Annotated in this window: 1 protein-coding gene; it reads left to right on the top strand. The window is 71.7% G+C overall.

The window, feature by feature from the left end; translation table 11 throughout:
- Positions 1-37: 37 nt before the first annotated feature.
- Positions 38-374, top strand: a 337-nt coding sequence (locus ACLZOT_RS50455) for a carboxymuconolactone decarboxylase family protein (protein WP_416976053.1), incomplete at its 3' end; no start/stop codon positions are given.

The following is a 374-nucleotide window of genomic DNA, read 5'->3' as shown; positions in this document are numbered from 1 at the left end:
CGAGGCCACGCAGCGCGGTGAGGAGTTCCTCGCCAAGCTGCGCGACTTCATCGAGACGAAGGTCGACGGCGCCCTGATCGAGCGCGAGGCCCGCATCCCCGACGCCGTGATCGACGGCCTCGCCGACATCGCCCCCGACATGGGCCGGTACATCGTCGAGTTCGGCTTCGGCGACATCTGGACCCGCCCCGGACTCACCCGCCGCGAGCGCCAGTTGGGCACCGTCGCCGCCCTCGCCGCGATGGGCAACGCCGCGCCGCAGCTCCGCTTCCACATCGGCGGCGCGCTCAACGTCGGCTGCACCCGCGAGGAGATCGTCGAGGTCCTGATCCACGTCAGCGTGTACGCCGGTTTCCCGGCCGCGCTCAACGGCC

Source organism: Streptomyces sp. 4F14 (genome assembly GCF_048159485.1).
Classification (GTDB): domain Bacteria; phylum Actinomycetota; class Actinomycetes; order Streptomycetales; family Streptomycetaceae; genus Streptomyces.
The sequence above is the reverse complement of the archived record's forward strand: the minus strand, read 5'-3'. Positions and strand labels throughout refer to the sequence as shown.